General features: G+C 58.0%; 22 protein-coding genes. 13 read left to right on the forward strand and 9 right to left on the reverse strand.

Annotated features, from left to right (window positions below):
* Positions 1-6 precede the first annotated feature (6 nt).
* From F6Y09_RS04405 to F6Y09_RS04425, 5 genes are all read left to right on the forward strand, one after another.
* Positions 7-564, forward strand: a complete 558-nt coding sequence (locus F6Y09_RS04405; protein ID WP_152205676.1) for a TRAP transporter small permease — start codon at positions 7-9, stop codon at positions 562-564.
* Complete coding sequence (locus tag F6Y09_RS04410; RefSeq protein WP_152205677.1) at positions 561-1,838, forward strand: TRAP transporter large permease; 1,278 nt, start codon at positions 561-563, stop codon at positions 1,836-1,838. Before F6Y09_RS04405 ends, F6Y09_RS04410 begins: the two co-directional genes overlap by 4 nt.
* A gap of 134 nt (positions 1,839-1,972) precedes the next feature.
* A complete protein-coding gene (locus F6Y09_RS04415) occupies positions 1,973-3,361 on the forward strand; it encodes an FAD-dependent oxidoreductase (RefSeq protein ID WP_152205678.1) in 1,389 nt (462 codons plus the stop codon).
* A gap of 36 nt (positions 3,362-3,397) precedes the next feature.
* Entirely contained in the window at positions 3,398-4,546 is a 1,149-nt protein-coding gene (locus tag F6Y09_RS04420) for a glycerate kinase (RefSeq protein WP_152205679.1), read from the forward strand.
* A gap of 532 nt (positions 4,547-5,078) precedes the next feature.
* The gene (locus F6Y09_RS04425; protein WP_152205680.1) at positions 5,079-5,894 is read left to right on the forward strand and encodes a transporter substrate-binding domain-containing protein; all 816 of its coding nucleotides are present in this window, start codon (positions 5,079-5,081) and stop codon (positions 5,892-5,894) included.
* Between the two features lie 345 nt (positions 5,895-6,239).
* Here the strand turns inward: F6Y09_RS04425 and F6Y09_RS04430 are convergent, their stop codons facing one another.
* The gene (locus tag F6Y09_RS04430; protein WP_152205681.1) at positions 6,240-6,854 is read right to left on the reverse strand and encodes a tyrosine-type recombinase/integrase; all 615 of its coding nucleotides are present in this window, start codon (positions 6,852-6,854) and stop codon (positions 6,240-6,242) included.
* Positions 6,855-7,922: 1,068 nt separating this feature from the next.
* On the opposite strand from F6Y09_RS04430, the gene F6Y09_RS04435 reads away from it, so the two are divergent.
* Both F6Y09_RS04435 and F6Y09_RS04440 read left to right on the forward strand, forming a co-directional pair.
* A complete protein-coding gene (locus F6Y09_RS04435) occupies positions 7,923-8,804 on the forward strand; it encodes a DMT family transporter (protein WP_152205682.1) in 882 nt (293 codons plus the stop codon).
* A 35-nt stretch (positions 8,805-8,839) separates the two neighbouring features.
* Positions 8,840-9,469, forward strand: a complete 630-nt coding sequence (locus F6Y09_RS04440; protein WP_179959332.1) for a LysE family translocator — start codon at positions 8,840-8,842, stop codon at positions 9,467-9,469.
* A gap of 85 nt (positions 9,470-9,554) precedes the next feature.
* Here the strand turns inward: F6Y09_RS04440 and F6Y09_RS04445 are convergent, their stop codons facing one another.
* Positions 9,555-10,184, reverse strand: a complete 630-nt coding sequence (locus F6Y09_RS04445; RefSeq protein WP_152205683.1) for a MarC family protein — start codon at positions 10,182-10,184, stop codon at positions 9,555-9,557.
* Positions 10,185-10,369: 185 nt separating this feature from the next.
* Here F6Y09_RS04445 and F6Y09_RS04450 point away from each other — a divergent pair, with 185 nt between their 5' ends.
* Positions 10,370-11,356, forward strand: a complete 987-nt coding sequence (locus F6Y09_RS04450; RefSeq protein WP_152205684.1) for a quinone oxidoreductase family protein — start codon at positions 10,370-10,372, stop codon at positions 11,354-11,356.
* 48 nt (positions 11,357-11,404) lie between these two features.
* On the opposite strand, the gene F6Y09_RS04455 is transcribed toward F6Y09_RS04450, so the two are convergent.
* From F6Y09_RS04455 to F6Y09_RS04465, 3 genes are all read right to left on the reverse strand, one after another.
* Entirely contained in the window at positions 11,405-12,250 is an 846-nt protein-coding gene (locus F6Y09_RS04455; protein WP_246180296.1) for a hypothetical protein, read from the reverse strand.
* A 22-nt stretch (positions 12,251-12,272) separates the two neighbouring features.
* The gene (locus F6Y09_RS04460; RefSeq protein WP_152205685.1) at positions 12,273-13,172 is read right to left on the reverse strand and encodes a DMT family transporter; all 900 of its coding nucleotides are present in this window, start codon (positions 13,170-13,172) and stop codon (positions 12,273-12,275) included.
* Positions 13,173-13,269: 97 nt separating this feature from the next.
* Entirely contained in the window at positions 13,270-13,884 is a 615-nt protein-coding gene (locus F6Y09_RS04465; RefSeq protein WP_152205686.1) for a TetR/AcrR family transcriptional regulator, read from the reverse strand.
* Positions 13,885-14,011: 127 nt separating this feature from the next.
* Here F6Y09_RS04465 and F6Y09_RS04470 point away from each other — a divergent pair, with 127 nt between their 5' ends.
* The 5 genes from F6Y09_RS04470 (at position 14,012) to F6Y09_RS04490 (ending at position 20,728) form a co-directional block, all read left to right on the forward strand.
* Positions 14,012-16,108, forward strand: a complete 2,097-nt coding sequence (locus F6Y09_RS04470; protein WP_152205687.1) for a 3-hydroxyacyl-CoA dehydrogenase NAD-binding domain-containing protein — start codon at positions 14,012-14,014, stop codon at positions 16,106-16,108.
* 62 nt (positions 16,109-16,170) lie between these two features.
* Complete coding sequence (locus tag F6Y09_RS04475) at positions 16,171-17,352, forward strand: acetyl-CoA C-acyltransferase (protein ID WP_152205688.1); 1,182 nt, start codon at positions 16,171-16,173, stop codon at positions 17,350-17,352.
* A gap of 238 nt (positions 17,353-17,590) precedes the next feature.
* Complete coding sequence (locus tag F6Y09_RS04480; protein WP_152205689.1) at positions 17,591-18,778, forward strand: acyl-CoA dehydrogenase family protein; 1,188 nt, start codon at positions 17,591-17,593, stop codon at positions 18,776-18,778.
* Positions 18,779-18,787: 9 nt separating this feature from the next.
* Positions 18,788-19,936 carry an acyl-CoA dehydrogenase family protein gene (locus F6Y09_RS04485; protein ID WP_152205690.1) on the forward strand — a complete coding sequence of 383 codons (1,149 nt, stop codon included), beginning with the start codon at positions 18,788-18,790 and terminating at the stop codon, positions 19,934-19,936.
* An 18-nt stretch (positions 19,937-19,954) separates the two neighbouring features.
* Complete coding sequence (locus tag F6Y09_RS04490) at positions 19,955-20,728, forward strand: SDR family oxidoreductase (protein WP_152205691.1); 774 nt, start codon at positions 19,955-19,957, stop codon at positions 20,726-20,728.
* Here the strand turns inward: F6Y09_RS04490 and F6Y09_RS04495 are convergent.
* From F6Y09_RS04495 to F6Y09_RS04510, 4 genes are all read right to left on the reverse strand, one after another.
* The gene (locus tag F6Y09_RS04495; RefSeq protein ID WP_152205692.1) at positions 20,725-21,216 is read right to left on the reverse strand and encodes a hypothetical protein; all 492 of its coding nucleotides are present in this window, start codon (positions 21,214-21,216) and stop codon (positions 20,725-20,727) included. The two genes, F6Y09_RS04490 and F6Y09_RS04495, sit on opposite strands and share 4 nt — an antisense overlap.
* A gap of 32 nt (positions 21,217-21,248) precedes the next feature.
* Positions 21,249-21,563: an outer membrane protein assembly factor BamE domain-containing protein gene (gene bamE / locus F6Y09_RS04500; RefSeq protein ID WP_152205693.1), complete on the reverse strand. Its 315-nt coding sequence runs from the start codon at positions 21,561-21,563 to the stop codon at positions 21,249-21,251.
* Between the two features lie 281 nt (positions 21,564-21,844).
* Entirely contained in the window at positions 21,845-22,273 is a 429-nt protein-coding gene (locus F6Y09_RS20075) for a hypothetical protein (protein ID WP_179959333.1), read from the reverse strand.
* Positions 22,274-22,300: 27 nt separating this feature from the next.
* A complete protein-coding gene (locus tag F6Y09_RS04510) occupies positions 22,301-23,041 on the reverse strand; it encodes a competence/damage-inducible protein A (protein WP_152205694.1) in 741 nt (246 codons plus the stop codon).
* Positions 23,042-23,105: the final 64 nt, after the last annotated feature.

Raw genomic sequence — 23,105 nt, forward strand, 5'->3', positions numbered from 1 at the left:
CCTGTGATGACCAATGACAATCACGCCACTGGTGAGCGCCTGCTTTCGCGTGTCGCTTGGCTCTGGCAACGCCGAGCACTGTTCGTCGAGAGCCTCTGCGCACTTTGCCTGAGCGTGCTGGTGCTGACGCTCTTCGTGCAGGTCATCATTCGCTATGTATTCGCGTTCCCGCTGACCTGGAGCCAGGAAGTGGTGGGGTTTTCCTTTACCTGGCTGTGTTTCCTGGGATCGGCCGTGGGCGTGAAATATCGCGGCCATATCGTGGTGGACTTCCTGATGGACTTAACGCCGGTGCCTTTCCAGAAAGTGGTAGTCAGTCTCACTGGCATCGCGGTAGTGGCTTTCTGTGCCCTGCTGGCGTATGCCGGTTACGGAATGATGCTGATCAGCCATGGCCAGTCGACACCGGCCCTGGGACTGCACCTGAGTTACGTTTATGCGGCCCTGCCAGTCAGCGGCGCGCTCATGACCTGGTATGAATGCCGCCACATCGTGCAGGTATGGCGCGGCAAGGAAGCGCCCGTGGCCTTTACATTGATCCGTGAAGAGGTGCCTAACAAATGACGATGGTTCTCTTCACAGTTTTTTTGATCACAATGCTGCTGGGCATGCCGGTGACCTTTTCCCTCGGCCTCGCGGCCTTGGCCGGTATCCTCTACGTCGACTTGCCCATGGTGGCGCTGGCCCAGCGCATGGTACCGGCGATCTTCGACGCCTCTGCGTTGGTGGCCATACCTCTGTTCATTCTTGCCGGCAATATACTCAGTTACGGGGGGATGGGCGACCGGATGATCAACCTGGCCAACATTCTGGTTGGCCGCACCCGCGGTGGATTGTCATCGGCCAATATTACAGCCAGCATGTTCTTTGGCGGCATTTCCGGCTCGGCGACAGCAGATACATCGGCCATCGGTAGCGTCATGATTCCTGCCATGGAGAAGCAGGGTTACCCCCGCGCCTTTGCGACGGCAGTGACGGTAATCTCGTCGCCCCTCGGAACCATCATCCCCCCCAGTATTGTCATGATCGTCTACTGCTGGGTTACGGAGACGTCCATCTCCCAGATTTTTGCTGCCGGATATCTCCCAGGCTTACTTCTTGGCCTGTGCCTCATTTTGATGGGCTGGGTCATCTCGGTACGCAACCAATACCCCACGGCACCGCGCATGTCCCGGCGCGAGCAGTGGGCGGTCTTCCTCGACACCTTACCGGGCCTGATGATGCCCGTGCTGATCATCGGCGGCATTCTCAGTGGTGCCTTCACTGCCACGGAGGCGGCGGCGATTGCGGTGGTCTATGGCTTGCTGGTATCGGTCTTCTACTACAAGGAGCTGCATTGGTCAGACATGCCGAGCCTGTTCCTGGAGACCATCAAGCTTACCGGCATCGTCACTTTCCTGATTGCAGTCGCGGCTGTGTTTGCCTGGCTGATGGCTTACGACCGACTGCCCTATGAGGTGGCAGAAATGCTGGTTGCAGTCGACCCCAGCGCCAGTGTCTTCCTGCTTTTTTACGTGCTAATCCTGCTGTTCCTCGGCGTGTTCCTGGCGCCCACCGAAGGGCTGATCATCGCCGTGCCGATTCTCTACCCGGCCGCTATGGCCATCGGTATCGACCCGCTGCATTTTGGCATTATCACGGTGGTATCCCTGGCCATGGGGCACGTAACGCCGCCGGTCGGGCTCTGTCTGTTCGTTGGTGCAGCGGTCAGTAAGCTACCGGTTGGGCAGATTATCCGCGCGCTGGTGCCGTTCTATTTGGCAGCGCTGTTCGCACTGATACTGATCACGGTGTTTCCGATCATTTCGACTGGCATTCCGCGCCTGTTCGGCATGTAGCAAATGTGCAACGTACTACTCGATTTAATCCGCCACGCCCAGTCTGATGACCGGGTGTATCTAGGCGACCCAAAGGCCCGTGCCAAGCAATATTTGCTGGTATGAGCGACAGTCTATCTACGGAGGAATAACCCATGGGAACATCCCAACCAAAAACGATTACCGAACCGGCCCGCGAAACCCAGGTCATGATGGAAGCCGACGTGGTCGTCGTCGGTGGCGGTACCACCGGCCCGTTCGCTGCTATATCTGCCGGTCGGCGCGGCAAGAAAGTAGTAATGATCGAGCGCTTTGGCTCACTCGGCGGCAACCTGACGCTGGGCCTCAATACCAAGCCCTCCGGCGCGCTGCTGGGTGGCCTGCCGCTGGAAATCTGGAACCTGGCGCGCACCGTCGATGGCGCCGGTAAGGATTACATGGCTACCACCAAGACCGGTGGCGTGACCATCGCTTCGCCCTGTGACCCGGAGATTATGAAGATCCTGCTGACCAGGCTGTGCGTGGACGCGGGCGTGCAGATCCTGTTCGAAACCATGGTTTCCAAGCCGGTCATAGAAGACGGCGCGGTTATCGGGGTAATCGTCGAGGGCAAGGCCGGCCGCCAATTTATCGCGGCCAAGACCGTAATCGACTGCTCCGCCGATGGCGATATCGCCGCCCAGGCCAACGTGCCGTTCGTAATGGGGGCGGGTGACGAGGACATCACCATGCAGCCGGCGTCCATGTACTTCACCATGTCCAACGTCGACGTCAAGCGTCTTGCCGACTGGGCCCGCACGACCGACGACGTGCCCGCCCGCGCCATTCCCGAGAACGAGGAAGACTTGGACTACGGCCTGTGGCTCACTGGGTTCAACAAGACCCTGAAGCAGTATCAGGATGACACCGGTATCGTACTGCAACGTGACAATATCACCCTCAAGACAGCGGCGGGCATCATGTACGTCAATGGAACCCGTGTCTTGGGCGTGAATGTGTTCGATCCCCTCCAGTTCTCCCAGGCGGTGGTGGAATGCTACCAACAGATCGAAGCGGTGACGGAGTGCCTGCGCCAACGTGTGCCTGGTTTCGAGAACGCCAAGATCATGCAGATCGCCCCAATGCTAGGTGTGCGTGAGACTCGTCACATTAAGGGTGAATACGTGCTAACCGGTGAAGATGTGTTCGGTGGTAAACACTTCGAAGACAGCATCTGCGCCGACGCTTCTGCCGTGGATATCCACGACCCCAAGGGTGCTGACGTGGATTTCCGCGGTATGGTTCCCTACGAGATTCCGTATCGCTGCCTGGTGCCCTTGGACGTGGAGCAATTGTTGGTAGCCGGCCGTTGTATCTCGGCTGACCACGACGCCCACTCCCGCTCCCGTAATATGCCTGCATGCATGGCCACCGGCCAAGCTGCCGGTATCGCTGCCGCGATTGCCATCGAAAAGGGAGTCACGGTACGTGAAGTACCAGTTGCTGAAATCCAGCAGGCCCTGCGCGATATCAAGATGCCGTTATTCGCCGAGGATGTGGTCTAGGACGTTCACGACCCGACGTACGCAGGAGGCACTAGAATGAAGGTCGTGATCGCCCCCGACTCCTTCAAGGAAAGCCTGTCCGCCGAAGCCGCAGCGGGTGCCATCGCTGCCGGCTGGCTCAACGTCTTCCCGGAGGATAACGTTGTGCTGCTGCCAGTGGCCGACGGCGGCGAAGGCACCACCCGGGCGCTGGTTCACGCTACCGGTGGGAGTCTGCACACGGAGCGTGTTACCGGCCCGCTCGGGACGACGGTTGAGGCTAGCTGGGGCGTGCTCGGCGACGGTCGCACCGGTGTGATCGAAACCGCCGCGGCGGCGGGGCTCGAGCTGTTGACGCCAGCCCAGCGTAATCCCTGGCGCACCACCAGTCGGGGCACCGGCGAGTTGATCCTTGCGGCGCTGGATCGGGGCATAACCCACTTCATCATCGGCCTGGGGGGCAGCGCCACCAATGACGGCGGCGCTGGCCTGATACAGGCCCTTGGCGGCCAGTTGCTGGATGCCGCAGGTCAAGCTATTGAGCCCGGCGGCGGCGGTCTGACCCATCTTGCCCGCATTGATCTCTCCACCCTCGACCCCCGTCTCGGCTACGCCCGTTTTGACATCGCCTGCGATGTCGATAATCCGCTGGTGGGGGACCAAGGCGCATCGGCTATTTTCGGCCCGCAAAAGGGCGCTGACCCCGACATGGTAGGGCGTCTTGATGCCAACTTACTGCACTACGGGCAACTGCTCAGCGAGGCCACCGGCGTTAATGTGCTGACCTTTCCCGGGTCCGGCGCTGCCGGTGGCCTGGGGGCCGCCTTTCGTGGCGTGTTTGGCGCCTCACTGCGCCGAGGCATCGATATCGTGCTGGACGCGGTTGATATGGACCGGCGCCTGCATGGCGCGGGTCTGGTCCTCACCGGCGAAGGCCGAATCGATGACCAGACCGGCCGTGGAAAGACCCTGATGGGCATCAGCCAGCGCGCACAGCGTCAACATGTGCCGGTAGTTGCCTTGGTTGGTGCCATTATAGGCAATCTGGAGCCCCTGCGTGAAGAGGGGCTGAAGGCCGTGTTCAGCATCGTACCTGGTGCGGTGCCACTGGACGATGCCTTGGAGTCTGCGAACGTCAACCTGAACCGCACCGCCCAGCAGGTGGCTGAGGTCTGGCGCTTGGCTGGGCTATCAGGGGAAGGGTAATAACAACGCGGCGAGAAAAATGATCCTTTTCGTTGACCGTTAAATTGGCTCATTCAGAGCCAGCGGATTTACCATAATGGCCTTCTTATGCGCAGTTAAGGAGGTCACTGAACCAACACATTGTGGCCAAACCGCTCAGGGCTTAGAATCAGCTTTGAGATTCGAGTATTGACGACAAGAAAATCTGGTTACTGCCCCTACCCCAGAATTTCGGTCCATTTAAAACTGGAAAAATCCGGCTCCTCAGCGTAGCGCGTCACACCAAAACTGAACGCGGCGTGCCAAAGGTTGATTGGCGGATTTACAGAACTGAAGCTACGGTCGCAAAGCGAACATTCCAACTCATGTAGCAAACGCCTCTTTTGATCCTTGGGTGTACCACTCACACTGGTGTAAGCCCTCGGATTCGGACGCTGAAGAGTACTTGCATTGACTTGATTTTGAACACTGCGCCAAACTGTAGGCGTCAGTTCATTCCGATTGGGGTTGCCGGTCAATGTGGAATCCAAGGATTTTTCGAGAAAACGCCGGGATGAAGGCATCACCTGCGGCATGTCTGATCTGGATGTATGGTGCACTTTCAACTGCGCCTAGCTGGTCAGAGCCCCAACCGAAAGAAGCGCTGAATGTCTCTATCGCCGCCCCAGCGTTTTGGTGCCCATATGCTTGTGACAAAAACGAGCCGCGCTGGGGAGCCGCAGTGGAAATTGTTCGTGCCGCTCTGGCTTCAGGTGGGCACAAAGTTACCTATCAAAATTCGCCGTATGAACGAGCGCTCTTCGAGGTTCGTGAAGGCCGCATCGATGCCACAGTGCCAACCTTCAAGGGGGAGGCCTCCGACTTTACCTTTCCCAAGCATGCTGTCTCGTCCACCGAATACTGTTTTTACGTTTCGCGGGATGAGACGTGGCGTTATTCGGATCGCGAGTCACTTGGCAACATCCACTTCGTTGCCACATCAGGGTATACCTATGGCCAAATCCTCGACGCTTACATTTCCGAGAATTTAGAGCAAAGCGTAACGCTTCTCCGAGGCGAGAATATTCCCGATCGCATGCGCAGAATGGTTCGAATGGAGCGCAATGATGCGCTTCTTGATGATCGGGTATTGTTTGAATTTGACAAGGATAATAAGGACCTGATCAACGCTGGCTGTCTTCCCGAGCGCCATCCTGGTTACCTGGCACTTTCCCCGAAAACGCCTGACCGATCAAAAACGATCGCCGAAGCGTTCGACCGCGGCTTCGAGCGAATCCAGGCAAACGGCCAGCTTTGTCGGGTTCTGGAAAAGTATGGACTCACCGCCCGTTTCGTGCCGCACCTGAACGCGAAACACTGTTCTCGATAATAGAACACCGGAGAAGACTGACAACGACACAAAAGATCGTATTCTCGTTCTTTTGTATCCCTGTTTGGCACACAACCGCGCCACCCACCTTGAGCTCTGCGCTGCAAAAGCTTCTTTGGTTTCCAATTACTGCACCGGTCAGTCTTACCAGACTACGCTCACTTACTCGTGTCGGAGCAACATAAAGGTCCGCTTTCCAATGTTGGCTTGGGTCTATAAAACGCGCTAACTACTGTTCGCTTCTGTTCAGAGGATGTCTGAGTAAACCAAGCATATGATTATTGACTGACTCCGAGAGCGGCTTCGATTCGCAGCGATTCGAATTCAAGGGCCACGTTACAGCAGTCAGATCTCAATACTCTCAGCTATCTCCAGAGCATCCTCCACCTCGACGCCAAGGTATCGAACGGTACTGGATATATTTGTGTGTCCCAATAGCAACTGGACTGCTCGAAGATTTTTGGTCTTCTTGTAGATCAACGTTGCCTTGCTCCGTCTCATTGAGTGAGTGGCATAGACGGAAGAATCTAGTCCAATGCTGGTTATCCACTTCTTGACGATACGGGCATATTGATGAGTAGTGATGTAATCAAACATCCTCATCCGGCTCGGCCATAAATAATCCATACCTGATAGTCCGCGAAATTCGATCCACGCTTCGACCGATTCGCGAGTCTTTTTGGTTATCTCAAACTGAACAGGTTGGCTGGTTTTCTGCTGAATGACCTGCGCCCGATCCAAAACCTCTCCATTTCTGGAAATATCTCGGACCAAGAGCTTTACCATATCGCAAGATCGGAGCTTGCAATCGATCGCCATGTTGAACATCGCCAACTCGCGGATGTTTTCTGCAATCTCTAACCGAATGCGGATAGCCCATATTTGTTCGAGTTTGAGCGGTAGTTTCTGGCCAACGAGCTTCCCCTTGTTCCAGGGAGCTTTGCTGATAGGAAATGTCATGACGTGGCCCTCTTTGGAGGGTAAGGGCCCTTAAGTATGGTTCAGAAGATTGTTTTCTGCTGGCCAACCAGGTCGCAAAGCGGACAGTCAGATGGTGCGATAACGCCTCCGTCCACAGGCAAAATTGTGAGCGCAGTGAGTAATTTTGTTGGAATTCCCCCAAAAATATAGACACGCCCCATTAATTAGTTTTAAAACCGTCCGTGGAAACGGGGTAGAACCCGTCGTTGACTTCAGTTAATTGGTGAAACAACTGGATATCCCTATCGCCAGCTCTTAGTACAGGTTTGTTGTCAGGGATAACAAAGGGGGCGGAAATTATTGGCTAGGCCTATACAGTCTGAAATAGAAGGCCATGCCATGAAGCGATCCAGCTAAATCGAATAGCGAATTTCCTTCTTCCTGAAGCAAACGGACGGGGCCATCTGAACTCAGGTGCTTAAAGCTACTGGAGAGAGATTCAACACCTAAAAGGAATGGCGGCTGACGTGATCCCCGAAAAACTCACGCTTCACGATATGCTCTCAGAAAGATTTCGGACCGCCTTGATCCCTTTCTTTCTCCCTCATTTACAAAGCAGATTCTCATCCTAGAAGTAAAGCCATTATCGCTTTACGTGCCTTCCTTTTCGGTGCTATAAACAACGACCAAGCCTGATAAGTCAATGTTTTAGTTTACTTTTATGGAATAAATCTCATGCTATCGATGGAAACCCATAAAAAGTATCACTTTAGCGTGGTCATCCCATATCGACATATTGGCGACCCCCTCCTAAGTACCTGATTTTCCTACCCCTAGAATCTCATCCTAACGTTGGACTGACACAAGTTCAGAGAGCCCTGCGTAGCACACTTTCCAAAACTGTGCGGAGCCATGGGTGAAGAGCGGAAGCTCTTCACGGGCTGGCCAAGGATGGCCTGCCCTGGACCCTCAGTGCGACGCAGGAGCAATAAGTACTGAGGGGCGGAACTCAAGCGTCACATGGATGTGCTTGAGCGCGTTTTGGAAAGGGTGCTACGCAGGGCGATGACTCCCAGGCGGGAGGAAAGCAAAGAGGAGGTGAAAATCATGTCAGGCAAAACCGTAAACAGTGCAATCCTTCTGCTGGTGATCGGCAACGCCATGGCATTGGTCAGCGACGTATTCATCAAACTGATGGAATCCGGCGCCCCGATTTTCCAGTTCACCTTTCTGCGCTGCCTGCTGACACTGTTGATGCTGCTGCCGCTGTATCGCTACATTGATTCCCGGCGTCTGTTCCAGGGCCTGGGCGTTCATCTCCTCCGGGCCCATGTGCATCTGGCTGGAATGGTGTGCATGGTGATCGCAATCGGATCGCTGCCGTTGGCCACCGCCAATGCGATTTTTTATGCCGCGCCCATTCTCGTCATGCTGTTTGCGGTGATATTTTTCCGCGAGCGCCTGAGTGGCTTCGCCGGTATCATTGTTATTCTGCGTCCGGTAGCGATAGGATGGGGCGCGGTGGCGGCCCTGGGAGCCGCGCTGGCGCTGGCAATCGCCGCAGTAATGGTCCGGCAGTTGCCGCGCAAACAATCCACCGTGCACAAACTGGTGCTTAGCTACCTGCTGATCCTGCCCGCCAGTTTTGCACTGATGATTATTGAAGGCGCCCCCTGGGATCCGGCTATACTGGTAAATTCCCTCGGCTCCACGGTGTTCATTCTGGGCTACAACATCACCGTGTTACTGGCCTATAAACAGGTCGACGCCAACCAGGTGACCAGCGCCGAATACACGGGGCTGATCTGGGCCGTAGCCATTGGCTGGATCTGGTTTAACGAAGTTCCGGACTTGTGGTTTCTGGTCGGCAGCGTGATGATTGTCGTGCCGCTGGTGCTGATCGGCTTGCAGCACCGGAAGCTCAGAGCGGCCACTGTAAGAAGTGGTTCAGCTGGCCTGACACAGGCAGCAGCTCATTCCACAAATTGAATGAACAGAAAACCCTAAAAACCTGAAGAGAAGCGATGATCAACACCGCCTTGCTGGCCGCGTTTATTCCCACCTTTGTGCTGGTATCCCTGACTCCCGGCATGTGCATGACCTTGTCCATGAGTCTGGGCATGACCATCGGGGTGCGCCGCACATTCTGGATGATGGCGGGGGAGCTGATTGGCGTCGGGCTGGTGGCGGTTATGGCCGTGGTCGGGGTGGCTGCCGTCATGCTCAGCGCACCGATGGTGTTTACCCTCTTCAAGTGGGCGGGCGGGCTGTACCTGATGTGGCTGGGGGTGGAGTTGTGGCGCTCCCGGGGCAAGCTCGCCATCCCTGAGACCGGCGCATCCGCCAATGTTCTGGCGCGTCCCCTGCAGCTGGCAGCCCAGGGCTTTTTTACCGCTGTCGCCAACCCCAAAGGCTGGGCGTTCTTTATGGTTTTGCTGCCGCCCTTTCTGGACGGCAGCCGTCCATTGGCGCCACAGCTTTCAATCCTGGTCGCGGCGATTCTGGTGATCGAGCTGTTGTCGCTGATTCTCTACGCAGCGGGCGGTAAAACCCTGAGCAAGCTGCTGTCCAACGGCCGTAATGTTCGGCTGATCAACCGGCTCGCCGGCACTCTGATGATGGGCGTGGGCGTATGGCTGGCGCTCGGCACCTGAGGCTGTCGACAACGCCAACCCGGGCTTACCAATGATATCCAGGCCGTATGACTTCCCCATAGGCAGCCACCTCGATCGATTTACCTCAGAGGCCTGTGCTCTGGACAAACCCTGCCACGCCCGTCAATACAATTTCCGCCGCCATCGCCGAGAGAATCAGGCCGCTGATTTTCGACATGATATGCAGGCCGGTTTTCCCCATGGCTTTTTCCAGAAAACCCGAGAGGTACAGCAACCCCGCCAGCCCAGCCAGACTCGCCACCAGCCCCAGCAGACCACCGGCCACTTCGGGCACGGTGTTGAGTTCGGCGCCATAGACCAGAATCGCACCGATCGTTGCCGGTCCGATAATGATCGGAATCGCCAGCGGTACCACCGCGACATCATCGCGGTCCTCTTCCGGCAGGCCGGTGGCGTGGTTGCGGGTGCCGTCACTGACCAGACTGATCGCCGTCAGGAACAGCAACGAGCCGGCGCCAATCCGGAACGAGTCGAGGGTGATGCCGATGGCGTTGAACAGCAGCGGCCCGGCAAAGAACAGCGCCAACCCGAGGATCAGGGCGGAAATACAGGCCCGGCGGATGATGGCGCTTTTTTCGGCCGCACTCTGGCCCCGGGTCAGGGCCAGAAACATGGTCACCGCAAAAAACGGCGCCAGCAGAAACAGGAATTTCAGTGCGCTGGTAACAAAAGTACTGAAGAAAACGGCAATCATAGGCGGGCCTGGAGTCGACTGTTCGAAAGAAGTTCAAAACGGATTGCGCAGTTTACGGGGGCAGGTGTCGGCCGTCATCCGGTCGGCGGTCGAAACTTCCGTGTCTCACGGCTTTTCTACCGGGCCGTCTAGCCGGGAAGCACATAAATCGCTACATTGGTAACACAATAAAAGGACCTCATCCCATGACTACAACCCACGCCAACACCGTTATCATCGAAGCCTTTGGCGGCCCGGAAGCATTGAAACTGAAAACTATGCCGGTCGGAGAGCCTGGCCCGGGCGAGCTGCGGATCCGGCACAAGGCCTGCGGCCTCAACTTTATTGATGTTTACCAGCGCACTGGCCTGTACCCGCTACCCCTGCCAACCGCGCTCGGGCTGGAAGCCTCGGGTGTGGTCGAGGCCGTCGGCGACGGCGTCACCCACGTCAAACCCGGTGATCGTGTCGCTTACGCCTCCGGCCCTCCCGGCGCCTACGCCGAAGCCCGCGTAATGCCTGCCGCTCAGGTATGCCCGTTGCCGGAGGGGATCTCCTTTGATGAAGGTGCCGCCATGATGCTCAAGGGCCTGACCGTGCAGTATCTGTTTAGGCGCACCACCCCTCTCGATAAAGGCGACACGGTGCTGTTTCACGCCGCAGCCGGTGGAGTAGGCCTGATCGCCTGCCAATGGGCAAAATCCGAAGGTATCACCCTGATCGGTACTGCGGGCACGGACGAGAAGTGCGAACTGGCGCTGGCCCACGGTGCCAGCCATATGATCAATTACCGCACCGAGAACTTCGCTGAGAGCGTCCGTGCCCTGACCAACAACAAGGGCGTTGACGTGGTGATGGACTCGGTCGGCAAGGATACGTTTGAAGGCTCCCTCGACAGCCTGAAGCCCCTGGGCATGATGATTTCCTTCGGCAACGCTTCGGGAAAAGTGCCGCCGGTGGATATCGGCCAGCTGGCAGCGAAAGGCTCGCTGAAACTCACCCGACCCACCCTGTTCACCCACATCGGAGACCACGATACCTGCCAGCAAATGGCGCGGGAACTGTTCGAGAAGGTCACCTCCGGTGCAATCAAGATCCGCATCGACCAGCGCTTTCCGCTGGCACAGATAGCAGACGCCCACCGGACACTGGAAGCCCGCCAAACCACCGGTGCGACCATTTTGACGGTCTAGTGCCGGCCTGCCCCCGGGCTTCGGTGTCCCGGGTCAGCAGTTCGTCAGTCAGCGGGTGACGTAAACCCAGTTCTTACCGACGTTGTCGCAGACCACAATATCCCGGCTAATCTCGGTACACAGGTTGATGTTGTCCGGCAGTTCGTCGTGGTAACGGGCTTTTACGGCGAGGGTCTTCCTGTCCTGTTTCAGCAGGTGGTAGGTCTGCTCCTGCCGCTCGGCAAAATCGACGCCAGCGCCCTCAATACTGTGAAAAGCATTGTGGAACGCGGTGAAACTCATGGTGGACGCCCCCAGCCCGATCGCGAGCATTTTGGCGATGTAAATGTCGTAGGCATCGGACAGATAACGCCGGACGGCTTCGTCATCGTTGCGATCACCTTCGAAAGAAGGCAGCGACAGGGTATTGCTGTCATCGAGTACGCCGGGCAACAGCTCGCGGTTGTGCTGATTCGTTGCCAGTTCGAACCGGCGGCCCGGGCAGAGGAGAACCTCACCCTGCAATTGACACTTCGCAAGGCTTCGCTCTGCCGTCCTGTTAACCGGAGCCGCGGAACGCTGACCACCGCGGCTGTCGGCTCGGAATTCCGGCCAATTTCCAGCAGCCGGGGCGGCGGATTTGGCCAGTGAAGGCCTGGAATCGCCAACGGGTACAGGCACGTCCAAGCCCAGGCGGGCAGCCGGGCGCCTGAGCAACAGTGCCTGCACTTGGGGATCATTGCGTTTGAAATCCGCCCTCGACGGTAAACTGCCGCCCTCGCCCTGCGCCATAATATCGCAGTAGAGACGCTCCAGTTCAGACTGGGCGGACGCTATGCAGGCGTCATCGGCGCTGGCGTTCTGAAGCCAGAGAGCCAGCAGAATCATGACCAGCCGCCTGTTATGGTTAATCATGGCCACTCCAGCGGGTGTGCTGTTATTCCTTACCATACAGCGCCTTGTCAGGAACGGGTACCGACGCTTTGCGAAACAACACATAGTTTCCCAACAGCGCCAGCATCGCCCCGATAATCGCGGTTATGGTCCACTCAAACCCTTCCAGCCAGGTCGACACTGACAGCGCCACCACCGGAAACAAAACCGTGGCATAACCTGCCTTATCTGCGCCCAGGGTGCGAATGACTGTTATGTAACAGTAAAATCCGATAATGGAGCCGGGAATGGCGAGAAATACCGTAGCGCCCCAGAAAGAACCCGATGCCGGCAGCTGCCAGGTCACACCCTGAACCAGACACCAGATGCCCAGCGCCACCGCCCCATAAAACATCGCCCAGGCGTTGCCCGCCAACAGCGGTATCTCCGCTGTCCGCACCTTGAGACTGATCAGATTACCAAGGGAAAACCAGAAGGTACCGGCAGCCGCAAACAGAATGGCTGCCACTGTCGCGTTGCCGAGGGTCAGATCATGCCAGAACAGCAACGCGACACCCGTTACCCCCAGCGCCACCGCCGGATAGACCCGGGGGCTCGGCCGCAGCCCCATGATCCACCAGCCATTGAAGGCGTTGAACAATGCAGCCAGGGAGAACACCACCGCCAGCAAACCGGTGGTCATGGACTCCGCTGCACGGTAGATCAACAGAAAATTGATGCTGTATAGGGTCAGCCCCTGCAACACCAGCCAACGGTGCTGACTGAGCGACATCCGAGGCAGTCGGCGAAGCAGCGTCAGCCCCACAAGGGCAACCAGTGCGGCAATAACAAAGCGGTAAAACACCGAGAGATCCACCGGGGCCGCTTCTACCTGCAGTCGAATCGCTGTCCAGGTCAGGCCCCAGATAAGAACCGTCAGGCAGTAGTGAACACTGATTGGCATAACAGGGCTTCCAGTTGCGGAGAGGGAAAAGCCAGCCCACTAGCTTAGTCTAATCCGCGGGCTCCGCAATCCCGACAGCCATTAGTCTGACCGGCCCCTAATCCCGCTGCTCCAAAACCACCCTCGCCAGCAGGTCCTCGATCCGACGGATGGCCTCGGCATCACCTTTTTTGCCTGTCAGCACCACCTGAGAACCGATAGTAGCTACGTACAACAGCAGGGAGAGATCTTTGACGCGCTGGGGGTCATTGCTGAGACGCTGGAACAGGGTACAGTTCTGCTGAATGCGGGCGGCGTCTACCTGGGTAACCAGGTCGGCGGCGTAGTCATTGCGGCGGGCGAAATCCCGTACCGCCAGCTCTACCTGCAGGCGGCGGATATTGCGGGAGGCGTCCGTCAGCAGCAGTTCCAGAATTTCCCGCAGTTCGGTTTCCACATCCCCGCCCTTGGGCTTCCAGTACTGAAGCTCGTGCAGGCGACGATCCCGCCAGCGGTCCAGGAAGCTCACCACCAGGTCCCCGTGATCCTTGAAGTGCCAGTAGAAGCTGCCCCGGGTCACCCCCAGCTTCTTGGCAAGCGTCATTACCCGCAGATGTCCGAAACCACCGGCAGCAACTTCTCCGGCCGCCGCGTCCAGCCAGTGATCCCGGGTCAGCTGGGCTTTATCGGAGGCTTTACGGCTGCCTCGGGCAGAAGCTTTGGATTCAGTCATTCTGACGGCGCGTCCTGTTGGGTTCGGATAGGTGTGAATTCTACCTGAAGCGTTGACCACACCCACAACATACATTAGTGTATGGACAGACAATACACCAGTGTATGGGAATAACAAGGAGCCGCACATGACTACTGCGCACTACGACACCAACGGCAATATAGCCGTAATCCGACTCGACAATCCGCCCGTAAACGGCCTTGGGCTGGCGCTCCGCCAGGGCATTGTCAACGGCATTCTGCAGGCGGAAGCCAACGATTCGGTAAAAGCTGTGGTGCTGATCGGCTCCGACCGTGCCTTCTCCGGCGGCGCCGACATCAGTGAATTCGGCTCATCCAAAGCCACCGCCGAACCGAACCTGAACACTGTTATTAACTATGTGGAAAGCAGCCGCAAGCCGGTCATTGCTGCCATCAGTGGTGCCTGCATGGGTGGCGGGCTGGAACTGGCCCTGGGTTGTCATTACCGCATCGCCAAACCCGATGCCCAGATTGCCCTGCCGGAAGTGAAACTGGGCCTGCTGCCCGGCGCCGGCGGCACCCAGCGCCTGCCCCGGGTGATCGGCGCCGAACACGCCCTGAACATGATTGTGTCCGGCAGTGTGGTGCCAGCCAAGCAGTTCAAGGGCAGCGCCCTGTTTGACGAGATTGTCGATGTTGAACTGCTGGATGCGGCCATTGCCTACGCCACCAAGGCGATCAGCGAAAACCTGCCGCTCAAGAAAGTGCGGGACCTGAAAGTGAAGCACCCGAACCCGGAAGGCTTCTTCATGTTCACCCGCAACACCGTGGGGGCCATGACCAAAAACTACCCGGCCCCGTTGAAATGCGTGGACGCAGTGGAAGCGGCGGTAACCAAGCCCTTCGAGCAGGGCATGAAGATCGAGCGCGAAGCCTTCCTGAACCTGATGCAGACGCCGGAATCCCGCGCCCTGCGCCACGCGTTTTTCTCCGAGCGCCTGACCAGCAAGATTGCCGATGTGCCTGCCGACACGCCGATTCGTGACATCAACTCCGTGGGTGTGATCGGCGCTGGCACCATGGGCACCGGCATCAGCATCAACTTCCTGAACGCCGGTATCCCGGTCACCCTGGTGGAAATGAAGCAGGAAGGCCTGGATCGTGGCATCGCCCATATCCGCAGTGTTTATGAAGGCCGGGTCAAGAAAGGCAAGATGAGCGAGGACAAGGCCAAGGTGGCATTGGACCTGCTCACCACATCACTCAGCTACGATGACCTCAAAGACGCTGACCTGGTCATCGAAGCGGTGTTCGAAGACATGGGCGTCAAACAGTCCGTGTTCGAGAAGCTGGATGAAGTGTGCAAATCCGGCGCGATTCTGGCCTCCAACACCTCCACCCTGGATCTGAACAAGATCGCCAGCTTCACCAAACGCCCGCAAGACGTCATCGGCCTGCACTTCTTCAGCCCCGCCAACATCATGAAGCTGCTGGAAGTGGTGCGCGGCGAGAAAACTGCGAAAGACGTTCTGGCCACCGCCATGAAACTGGCCAAGGTCATCAAGAAGACCGCCGTGGTGTCCGGTGTCTGCGACGGCTTTATCGGCAACCGCATGATCAACCAGTACCAGCGCGAAGCGTTGCTGATGCTCGAAGAAGGCGCCAGCGTGCAGCAGATCGACAAGGCCATTGAGAAATTCGGCTTTGCCATGGGTCCGCTGCGCATGGCGGACCTGGCCGGCGGTGACATCGGCTGGGCCATCCGCAAGCGCCAGTACGAAGAGAACCCGGACATGGTGAAGATGGTTGTGGCTGACCGCCTGTGCGAAATGGGCCGTTACGGCCAGAAGACCGGCGCCGGTTTCTACCGCTACGAGCCGGGTAACCGCAACGCTCTGCCGGATCCGGAAGTGGACAAGGTGGTGGACGAGGTTCGCGCTGAACTGGGCATTACCCCACGCAAGATCAGCAACCAGGAAATCGTCGAGCGCTGTGTCTATGCCCTGGTCAACGAAGGCGCACAGATTCTGGACGAAGGCATCGCCCAGCGCGCCTCCGACATCGATATGGTGTACCTGACCGGTTACGGCTTCCCGGTGTTCCGCGGCGGCCCCATGCATTACGCCGAAGAAGTCGGACTGCCCAACGTGGTTCGCGCCATGCAGGCCTTCACCGAAGACCGCCACACCCAGCCAGGCTTCTGGGAGCCGGCGGCGCTGCTGGCCAGGCGCGCCAAGGAAGGCAAGGGTTTCGACAGCAAATAACCGGTACACAAATTTATCCGGGGCGCCCTGCACACCGACGCTCCGAGCTCAGGAGAATTGTTATGTCCAATGATGTTGTCATCGTATCCACTGCCCGCACGCCCCTGGCCAAGTCCTGGCGCGGCGGTTTGAACATGACCCACGGTGCTACTCTGGCGGGCCACGCCATCCAGCACGCGGTCGAGCGCTCCAACGTCGACCCCAACGAAATCGAAGACGTACTGATGGGCTGCGCCCTGCCGGAAGGCTCCACCGGTAACGACGTTGCCCGTATGGGCGCCATCCGTGCCGGCCTGCCGGTGTCCGTGGCGGGCGCCACCATCAACCGCTTCTGCTCCTCCGGCCTGCAGGCCATCGCCATGGCCGCCCACCACATTGCCGTGGACCGGGTGCCGGTGATGGTCGCCGGCGGCGTGGAATCCATCTCCACCGTTCAGGCCAACGTCAACCAGAACTACTTCATGGAACCCTGGCTGGCGAAGAACAAGCCGGAGCTCTACTGGTCCATGCTGGACACCGCTGAAACCGTGGCCAAGCGCTACGGCATCAAGAAAGAAGACATGGACGAATACGGCGTCCGCAGCCAGCAGCTGGCGGCCAAAGCCCGTGAAGACGGCAAGTTCGACGACGAAATCGTGCCTATCACCACCACCATGGGTGTCGCCGACAAGGCCACTGGCCAGCTCAGCAGCCAGGAAGTGACTGTCAGCCAGGACGAGGGCATCCGCCCGGACACCAACCTGGAAGGCGTCAGCAAAATCCGCTCGGCGATGGAGGGCGGTGTGGTCACTGCCGGTAATGCCAGCCAGTTCTCGGACGGCGCATCGGCCTGTGTGCTGATGGACAGCAAAATTGCTGAACAGCGCGGTGTTGCTCCGCTGGGTATCTTCCGGGGCTTCGCCGTCGCCGGTTGCGAGCCTGACGAAATGGGCATCGGCCCGGTCTTCGCCGTGCCCAAGCTACTCAAGCGTGCTGGTCTGACAGTCGACGACATCGGCCTGTGGGAACTCAACGAGGCCTTTGCCGTTCAGGTGCTCTACTGCCAACGCAAACTGGGTATCCCGATGGACCGCCTGAACGTCAATGGCGGCGCTATTGCCGTCGGCCACCCCTACGGCACCACCGGTTCCCGCCTGGTTGGCCATGCCCTGATCGAAGGCAAGCGCCGTGGTGTTAAGTACGTTGTCGTCACCATGTGCGTCGGTACTGGTATGGGTGCTGCCGGTTTGTTTGAGGTTGCCTAGAGCCTTGGTTGCCTGAGGCTTTGGGGGAAGCGCCTGTTGGGAAGGTATCTCCAAAACGCGCTCCTTCGGCCCATGGATGGCGGAGTCCAAGCGCCCCAGGGATGGGCCGCAGGAGCGTGCTTTGAAAGGGGGTTCCCAACCGACACAGCCCCCGAGCTAGCAGGCCAGTCGTTAAATCTCGCAGGCCACAAACAAGCTGAAAACCATTTACCTCAGCCAAACAGACAAGAGGTGCACCATGGATCTGAATTACACCCCCGAACAAGAGGCGTTCCGCGCCGAAGTTCGCCAGTTTCTCGATGACAACCTGCCGGATGACATTCGCGAACGGGTGCAGAAACGCCTGCGCCCGGACAAAGCGATGACCGAACGCTGGCAGAAGATTCTGTTTGATAAAGCCTGGGGAGCTTCCACCTGGCCGAAAGAATTTGGTGGAAACGGATGGGACCCGATTCAGCAGATCATCTTTGAAGAAGAATGCGCCCTCGCTGGAACTCCACGGCAACTGGACTTCGGCCTGCGCATGGTCGCGCCGGTGATCATGACGTTTGGTAACGACGAACAGAAACAGCGATTTTTGCCAGGCATCCTCAGTGGCGAAGACTGGTGGTGCCAGGGTTATTCGGAACCCGGTGCAGGTTCGGATCTGGCATCCCTGCGCACGTCTGCCAAGCGGGAAGGCGACCACTACATCGTCAATGGCCAGAAAACCTGGACCACTCTTGGTCAGCACGCGGACTGGATTTTCTGCCTGGTGCGGACCAGCACTGAGGGCAAACCGCAACAGGGCATTTCATTCCTGCTGATTGACATGAACACCCCCGGCATCGAGGTTCGGCCGATCATCATGCTGGACGGTGAGCATGAGATTAACGAGGTCTACTTCGACAATGTGCAGGTGCCGGCGGAGAACCTCGTCGGCGAGGAAAACAAAGGCTGGACCTACGCCAAGTTCCTGCTGGGGCATGAGCGTACCGGGCTGGCAAACGTTGGGCAGTGGAAAGCCATAATGAAGCGGCTCAAAGAAGTGGCGCGCCAGGAGCAGGATGGTCAGCGACCGCTGATTGAGAACACCCGCTTCCGCGACCGACTGGCGCAGCTGGATATGGAGCTGCGGGCGCTGGAGCTGACGGTGTTGCGGGTGCTGACGGACAAGCGTGGGCCCGGGCCGCAGGCATCGATTCTGAAAATTCGTGGTACCGAAATCGGTCAGCAGCTGTTCGAGATGCTGATGGAAGCGGGCGGGCAAGATGCCATCGCCCATATTCCGGCGGCGCTGGAGTTGGATTATAACGGCCCCAGAGTCGGCTCTTTCGATACCACGCCCGCTGCAGGCGATTACTTCAACATGCGCAAACTGTCGATCTTTGGCGGGTCCAACGAGATCCAGCGCAATATCATTGCCCAACTCGTGCTCGGTCTGTAAGGAGGCGTTATGAATTTTGATCTCACCGAAGAACAGCAAATGCTGAACGATTCCCTGCGTCGCTTCGTGACTAACGAATACGGCTTTGAAAAGCGCGGGCAGATCATCGGCTCCGGAGCCGGCATTGACCGTGCTATCTGGGCGAATTTTGCCGAGATGGGTCTGCTTGGCTTCACCTTTCCGGAGGACTATGACGGGCTGGGCGGCAATGCCATCGACACCATGGTGGTGATGGAAAACTTTGGCCGCGGTCTGGTGGTGGAGCCCTACCTGGCTACCGTCGTACTGGCCGGCGGGTTGATCCGGGATGCCGGCAACGATGCCCAGAAAGCCGACATCCTGCCGGGCATCGCCAGCGGCGAGCGTCTGCTGGCGCTCGCTCACTACGAGCCAGGCGCCCGCTATCACCTTAGCCATGTACAGACCATCGCTCACAAGGACGGCGACCACTTCCTGATCAGTGGCCAGAAAACCGCCGTGCTCCATGGCGGCCAGGCGAACCAGTTGATTGTCTCCGCGCGCACCAGTGGTGCCGTGAACGATGAATCCGGGTTGTCCCTGTTCCTGGTGGATCGCCGCGCCAAAGGCGTCAAAGTGGACGAGTTTGCTACCCACGATGGCCACCGCACCGCCGAGGTCAACTTCAGCAACGTCAGGGTCAGTGCCGACAATCTGATTGGCACCATTGATGACGCTTACCCGGTCATCGAAAAAGCGGTGGATCTGGGTATTGCGGCCTTGTGCTCCGAGGCTGTTGGCGCCATGGAAGCCATGAACGCAGGCACGCTGGAGTACATCAAAACCCGCAAGCAGTTCGGGGTGCCGATCGGCAAGTTCCAGGTGCTGCAGCACCGCATGGCAGACATGTTCATCCAGACCGAACAGGCCAGAACCATGGCCATTCTGGCCGCCAGCGAAGCGGACTCCGATGACCGCGCCAGTCGCCGGGAAGCCATCTCCATGGCCAAGACCCTGGTCGGCCAGGCCGCCCGCTACGTTGGCCAGGAAGGCGTGCAACTGCACGGTGGCATGGGCGTGACCGATGAGATGTTCACCGCCCATTTGTTCAAGCGCCTGACTCTGATTAATCTGATGTTTGGTGATGCCGACCATCATCTCGCCCAGGTCAGTGATGCCCTGCTGGCAATAACCGCCTGAATACCGAAGGAGAACACCATGAGCGTAAAACAATTACTGGACCTGACTGGCAAGGTTGCCTTCATCACCGGAGGCTCCCGTGGGCTGGGCCTGCAAATGGCGGAAGCCCTGGGCGAGATGGGAGCCAGCATTGCCATCAGTGCCCGAAAGCAGAACGAGCTGGATGATGCCAAGGCACACCTGGAAAGCCTGGGTGTGAACGTGGTTACCATCGCCGCCGACCTCTCCAAACTGGAAGGCATTCCCGCGCTGGTGGATCAGGTGGTCAATCAGTTGGGGGATATCGACATTCTGGTCAATAACGCGGGCGCCACCTGGGGCGCGCCAGCGGAGGATTATCCACCTGAAGGCTGGATGAAGGTGATGAACCTGAACGTCAACGCCATTTTCTTCCTCACCCAGACCGTGGGCAAACGCTGCATGATTCCCCGCAATACCGGCAAGATTATCAACATTGCCTCAATCGCGGGCCTGTCTGGCAACCCCGAAGGTATGCAGACCATCGCCTACAACACCAGCAAAGGCGCTGTAGTGAACTTCACCCGGGCGCTGGCGTCTGAGTGGGGACACTACAATATCAATGTCAATGCCCTTTGCCCCGGGTTCTTCCCTTCGAAAATGTCCCAGGGCCTGCTGGAGTCTCAGGGCGACAGCATGCTTGGTCGTATCCCTTTGAAGCGTTTCGGCGGAAATGAAGACCTCAAGGGCGCAGCCGTCCTGATGGCCTCAGAGGCCGGCCGCCATATCACCGGCCAGTGCCTGGCGGTGGATGGCGGCACTATGGTCTCCTAATACTGCTTTATCAGAGCCATACCGGCTGGGCCTTCGATAGCCAGCCGGTCACGGCTCTCAAACAGCTTTTTCTCCTCCAGACTGCCGTCCTGATACCGCAAAACCAGCGTGTAAGCCGCCAGGTCCTCGCCTTCATGGCTTCCCATCCAAACCGGCCCCGGATACCGGCTGACCTGCAAAGCGCCACCCTCAACCCGCACACCCCACCTCAGCACCCGTGGCCCACCAGCTGCCTGGGTTGTAACTGTGCCGTCGGCCCTCAGGGTCAGGCGTCGTTCAAGATCCTTGAAGAACTCGCTGGGCTTAGGTTTCAGCCAGTACAGACCAATCAGTTCAGACGGCACCTCCGTGCTGACGACAACCGACCGACCCTGGTCCTCAAACACCTCCGTGCTTGAAACCGTTCGGGCGGTGATCACCTCGGCCGTAGCCACCTGGGTGACTACCAGCAACAAAACTGCGATAGCGACTCGGATGGGAAAGGTCACCGACATGTTCACGGCGAGCTTCAAAACGAGACTTACTTGTTAGTAGTGTTGTAAACGTAAGAGGCGACTTTGCCGTTGCCATCGAAACGCACCACCAGATCGGTGGTTTCGTCATCGCTGAACGCGGACCAGCGGTATTTGCCATAGGTCCAGGTACGCTTGCCATCCTCGACTCCTGTGCGCCAAGGCTCGCCGAACATATCCTGGATGTCGGACCGGGTGGTTTTACCAGTCTCAATCTGATCTACCTTGTGGGTGGCAAAATCCTTGCCCACCGTCGCACAACCGGTCACAAACAGGGTGGTGCCGAACAGCACCGCTGTAAACACTGACTTGACAGATCCCATAATGCCTCTCTTTCGTTGGTTTAAATGCCGATATCATACGGCTTATTGATCGCGGATGAATTACCGCTTGGACACCTGCCGCTCACACCACATCCGGCTAAAAAGTACTGTAAAAACCGACCGCCAGTGTATAGGGAGCCTCTGATAAAACTTCTGAATGAACTGATTTCGTCAGAAAACTTTACAGTTGTCAAATGGTCGTTTTCCAACCGGTTGATTGTCGGTCGTAAATTTTCAGGCGCGAATATTACAAGGTTAATCATGGCGTTGCATGACGTTGTTTATCTCAGCGTGATTCCGTTGGTGATTCTCGCCGAGTACCGGTTCGCCCATACCTGGCAGCGGCGGCGGCCGCCAAGGTGAAAACTATTGCCATGCAGCATGGGCAAAAAGTTACCCGCATCGTTGCGTGGACGTTTTTGTCCCGGCGCGAACAGATTGACTGGTGTCGCGCCCGTTGGTCTGATTAACGCGCGCGCCGCGATATAGCGTTGAAAAAGGGCCGCCTGGAGAAAGGTGAACGGTGTTCCAGCGTGCTCAACCCGACTCGGTGGCACGGCGGTTGCGATTTTCCAGCCCAGAAACAACAGGTAGAGCCCACTCAGTGCCATCAGCCCGGTGTAGCTGACCGGATAGACCTGAAAGACTTGCACCAACCCCAGGCCGACCAGCACCACCATCAGCACGAAACCACCGGCGACCCCCAGCATATGCGACACCGTAAGATGAAAACCGAATCAGCCGGTCAGCTCGCGTAACAGCACTCGCAAACGTCTCATGCCGGCGACCACGTGTTCCGGATCACCCTTCAGGCTCAGCTCCACCTCGCGTCGTCCGTCTGCATGGGGCAGGCAGGCCAGACGCAAATCCGGATACTCCGTCAGCAGCAGCTCCATCAGTGGAATCAGTGGCCCTTCCGAGGTATCGGTCAGCACCAGAGTCTGACTCACGGTGCGATTAGGTGCCTGGTAGTCGGCATAGTCATGGTCAAGCACCCACTCCACCATCGGCCAGGCCATTCGGGGAAAGCCGGGCACAAAATGATGGCGATGGATGGCAAAACCGGGAATGCCGTTGATCGGATTGGGAATGATTCGGCTGCCAACCGGAAACTCCCCCATCCGCAGATGCAGCGGATTCAGTCGTGACCCGAGCCGTGACCGGATTTCCGCTTCGGCTTCACGATGCAGAACAGTAACCACTCCCAGGGCTGCAGCCGCACACTGGCGCGTCAGGTCGTCCGGGGTCGCGCCAATGCCACCAAAGCTGAATACTACATCGGGGCCAGCAAAGGTTTGCGTTAGCGTCTGGGTAATCAACTCGCCGTCATCCGCAATCGTGCGCACCCACGACAGCTCCAATCCGCGCTCGTCAAACCGCGTAATCATGGCGGCCAGATGAGCATCCTGTTTGCGGCCGTTCAACAGCTCGTCACCGATGAGAACGAGACCGAAACGGGGCATTGGTGTGGTGTTCATCATTACTCCTGCGCAACGCTGGCACGAGGCCCGGATTTTTACATAATTAAAATACTAACCTGTC

It is taken from the genome of Marinobacter changyiensis, from assembly GCF_009193265.1.
Taxonomy (GTDB): Bacteria; Pseudomonadota; Gammaproteobacteria; order Pseudomonadales; family Oleiphilaceae; genus Marinobacter; species Marinobacter changyiensis.

What these genes read in the sequence shown, in the direction of transcription:
- F6Y09_RS04445 (WP_152205683.1), bottom strand. Translation starts at nt 10,184, where the DNA reads ATGATTGCCGTTTTCTTCAGTACTTTTGTTACCAGCGCACTGAAATTC.
- F6Y09_RS04435 (WP_152205682.1), top strand. Translation starts at nt 7,923, where the DNA reads ATGTCAGGCAAAACCGTAAACAGTGCAATCCTTCTGCTGGTGATCGGC.
- bamE (WP_152205693.1), bottom strand. Translation starts at nt 21,563, where the DNA reads ATGGGATCTGTCAAGTCAGTGTTTACAGCGGTGCTGTTCGGCACCACC.
- F6Y09_RS04450 (WP_152205684.1), top strand. Translation starts at nt 10,370, where the DNA reads ATGACTACAACCCACGCCAACACCGTTATCATCGAAGCCTTTGGCGGC.
- F6Y09_RS04460 (WP_152205685.1), bottom strand. Translation starts at nt 13,172, where the DNA reads ATGCCAATCAGTGTTCACTACTGCCTGACGGTTCTTATCTGGGGCCTG.
- F6Y09_RS04465 (WP_152205686.1), bottom strand. Translation starts at nt 13,884, where the DNA reads ATGACTGAATCCAAAGCTTCTGCCCGAGGCAGCCGTAAAGCCTCCGAT.
- F6Y09_RS04430 (WP_152205681.1), bottom strand. Translation starts at nt 6,854, where the DNA reads ATGACATTTCCTATCAGCAAAGCTCCCTGGAACAAGGGGAAGCTCGTT.
- F6Y09_RS04470 (WP_152205687.1), top strand. Translation starts at nt 14,012, where the DNA reads ATGACTACTGCGCACTACGACACCAACGGCAATATAGCCGTAATCCGA.
- F6Y09_RS04440 (WP_179959332.1), top strand. Translation starts at nt 8,840, where the DNA reads ATGATCAACACCGCCTTGCTGGCCGCGTTTATTCCCACCTTTGTGCTG.
- F6Y09_RS04405 (WP_152205676.1), top strand. Translation starts at nt 7, where the DNA reads ATGACCAATGACAATCACGCCACTGGTGAGCGCCTGCTTTCGCGTGTC.
- F6Y09_RS04475 (WP_152205688.1), top strand. Translation starts at nt 16,171, where the DNA reads ATGTCCAATGATGTTGTCATCGTATCCACTGCCCGCACGCCCCTGGCC.
- F6Y09_RS04480 (WP_152205689.1), top strand. Translation starts at nt 17,591, where the DNA reads ATGGATCTGAATTACACCCCCGAACAAGAGGCGTTCCGCGCCGAAGTT.
- F6Y09_RS04490 (WP_152205691.1), top strand. Translation starts at nt 19,955, where the DNA reads ATGAGCGTAAAACAATTACTGGACCTGACTGGCAAGGTTGCCTTCATC.
- F6Y09_RS04410 (WP_152205677.1), top strand. Translation starts at nt 561, where the DNA reads ATGACGATGGTTCTCTTCACAGTTTTTTTGATCACAATGCTGCTGGGC.
- F6Y09_RS04510 (WP_152205694.1), bottom strand. Translation starts at nt 23,041, where the DNA reads ATGAACACCACACCAATGCCCCGTTTCGGTCTCGTTCTCATCGGTGAC.
- F6Y09_RS20075 (WP_179959333.1), bottom strand. Translation starts at nt 22,273, where the DNA reads ATGCTGGGGGTCGCCGGTGGTTTCGTGCTGATGGTGGTGCTGGTCGGC.
- F6Y09_RS04485 (WP_152205690.1), top strand. Translation starts at nt 18,788, where the DNA reads ATGAATTTTGATCTCACCGAAGAACAGCAAATGCTGAACGATTCCCTG.
- F6Y09_RS04420 (WP_152205679.1), top strand. Translation starts at nt 3,398, where the DNA reads ATGAAGGTCGTGATCGCCCCCGACTCCTTCAAGGAAAGCCTGTCCGCC.
- F6Y09_RS04415 (WP_152205678.1), top strand. Translation starts at nt 1,973, where the DNA reads ATGGGAACATCCCAACCAAAAACGATTACCGAACCGGCCCGCGAAACC.
- F6Y09_RS04455 (WP_246180296.1), bottom strand. Translation starts at nt 12,250, where the DNA reads ATGATTAACCATAACAGGCGGCTGGTCATGATTCTGCTGGCTCTCTGG.
- F6Y09_RS04425 (WP_152205680.1), top strand. Translation starts at nt 5,079, where the DNA reads ATGAAGGCATCACCTGCGGCATGTCTGATCTGGATGTATGGTGCACTT.